Source organism: Roseateles sp. P5_E1 (assembly GCF_054049335.1).
On sequence record NZ_JBFUMN010000113.1, the window covers coordinates 1 to 2,723 of the forward strand.

Annotated in this window: 1 protein-coding gene and 1 pseudogene; both read left to right on the forward strand. The window is 67.6% G+C overall.

The annotated features are described in order from the left end of the window. Positions 1-1,681: dockerin (locus ACXJKJ_RS29950; RefSeq protein ID WP_457394944.1), on the forward strand; the 1,681-nt coding region annotated here is incomplete at its 5' end. A 161-nt stretch (positions 1,682-1,842) separates the two neighbouring features. Next, a pseudogene (locus ACXJKJ_RS29955) lies at positions 1,843-2,723 on the forward strand (hypothetical protein); the annotation flags it as partial.

A 2,723-nucleotide genomic window follows, 5' to 3' on the forward strand; every position in this document is an offset into this window, starting at 1 on the left:
GGACCAGATCAACGCCAACGGCGGCACGGCCATGGGCGTCGAGACGGTCGTCTACGACACCAGCACCAAGGGCAGCGGCTCGGCCACGCAGACGATCTACGCGGCCGTCGCCCCGGACTACGCCAATGCAGCGGGCCTGGGCTCAAGCCTGTACAAGTCGACCAATGGCGGCGCCTCTTGGACGCCGGTCACTGTCCCGGTCGCCGGTTACCACATCCCGCACATGGCACGCGCTGCGGACGGCATGTTCTACATCGCCTTCACCAAGGACGCCGGGCCAGGCGCCGGCGGCCCAGGCCGGTTCTACAAGTTCGACGGCAGCAACTGGACCCTGCTCAAGAGCGTCGACCCGATCGGCGGAACCAACTTCGGCTTTGGCGGCGTGTCGGTCTACGGCAGCGGCGCGACCACCCGCATCGCACTGGGCGTGACCAACTCCTGGGGCAACTGGAGCGGCCAGCAGATCGTGCAGCTGTCCGACGACGCCGGCAGGACCTGGCGCGAGATCGAAGCGGTGACGCCGGGCGAGGTCACTGCGGGCTGGGTCGACGATGTCGAGATCGATCCGTCCAACCGTGATCACATCCTGCATGTCTCCGGCGGCGGCATCGTCGAGACGCGCAACGCCTCCTCGGCCACGCCCACCTGGGGCAGCACGATCAACGGCATCGAGGAGACCGCCGTCCTGAGCCTGGCCACGCCACCGGCCGGCGCAACGTACGCGGTCGTCAACAGTTCGGGCGACGTCGGCACCTGGTTGCACACCAACCTCGCGACCAAGCCGACGCTGACGCCGGGCACCGGCTGGAGCAATGGCTTCGCCGCCGACATGGCGTGGTCCGACCCACAATACGTGGCCACCATCGGCTACAGCCACGAAAACGGCACCGGCTTCGGCTTCTGGTCCGGCGACGGCGGCAAGACCTGGACGAAGTTCGCCACCAACGCGCCCGGTGTCGCGACCAACACGAACCAGGAAGCAAGCATCGCGGTCACCGCTCGCAACAAGGCGGTCTGGGCACCCGGCAACTCGGTGCCGTCGTACACCACGGACAACGGCGCAACCTGGGTCCCGACCAACCTGCCGGCGATCAACGACATCTACAGCCGCGGCTACCACCTGGCCGCAGATCGCAAGAACCCGAACAAGGTCTATGCCTACGATTCCGGCGGCAATTGGTGGGGCACGCCGGGCAAGGTTTACGTCTCGACGGACGGAGGCCGCACGTTCACGCTGAGCCAGGGTTCGGTGAACGCGGGACTGGCCCCGAACTACTTCGCGAACACCTCGCTGGCGGTCAACCCCAACGTCGAGGGCGAGCTCTGGCTGGCCGACGGCAACACGGTGTACCGCTCGACAGATTCGGGCGCGACCTGGGCCAAGCTCAGCAACTTCGCGTCGATCTTCAATGGCAACCAATGGGCCCAGGTGCAGGGCGCCAGCGTCATCGCGCTGGGCAAGGCCAAAGCCGGCGCGCCGTACTCGGCCGCGGTCTACGTCGTGGGCGTGATCAACGGCGTGTGGGGCGTGCATCGCTCTGAAGACGCCGGCGCCACCTGGACGCGCTTCAACGACGACGCCCACCAGTTCGGTGGCATCGGCGTGATCGCGGCCGACCAGAACATCTACGGACGGATCTACTTCAGCGGCACCGGCCGGGGCATGCTTTACAGCAACTGAAGCCATGGCTCGGCAGGCTCGCATCCATCTCCAGGCTGGGGCCTGCCGCTCCTATCCCTCACTGTCGTGGAGGTCGTGGCCTGGCCCTGGGCCGGCCTCCCACAACGTTCGCATCCGGCGGAGACAACCGGCCGAGCACTTTCAACCTTGAAAGGAAGAACATGAAAACTTTGATACCCGCACTGCTGCTCGCCTTCGGGGCGAGCGCAGCCCCGCTAGCGCTGGCGCAGAGCTGCGGCAGCGGCGGCGGCGCCACCGTCTGCCTGACGGCCACCGGCACGGCCAGCAACGTCCAGCTGGGTTGGACCGTCAGTGGCACCGTCACGTCGCTGGAGATCTTCCGCGACACCGACGCCGACCCCAACGGCCGCACCCGCATCGCCGTGCCGGGCAGCAGCGCCAGGAGCTACACCGACGCCTCGGGCAACATCGGCACGCGCTACTGGTACTGGGTCAAGTTCACGACCAACGGCGGCAGCTACAACTCCGGCTCGGCCAACGCCACGCTTGGCGCCGCCTGCAAGCCGACGGCCATCACACCCTACATCAACGCCAACGGTGCGTGGACGCAAACGGCATCGGCCACCATCAAGACCGGCGCCTCGGCCATCCTAGGCCCGCAGCCGACATCCGGCGGCATGTGGAGCTGGAGCGGCTGCGGCACCGCCGGTGCAGCACGCGAGCAGACCATCCAGCCGCCCGCGGCCTGCACGGCCACCGCCACTTACACCAACAGCTGCGGCGCCAAGACCCAGCAGACGTTCTCCATCAAGGTGGGAACCTGGACGAGCGCGAAGTGGGGCGGCGGCGGCTACGTCACGGGCCTGGTCTTCCACCCGACCACCGCCAACCTGCTGTACGCGCGCACCGACATCGGTGGCGCCTACCGCTGGAACCAGCCCACGTCGTCCTGGGTGCCCATCACCGACGGCCTGGGCTTCGGTGGCGGCGAGGCCAGTTTCCACGGCGTCGAGAGCATCGCCGTCGATCCGAACAACGATCAGCGCGTCTACATGGGCGCCGGCATGTACACGTCCGGTGG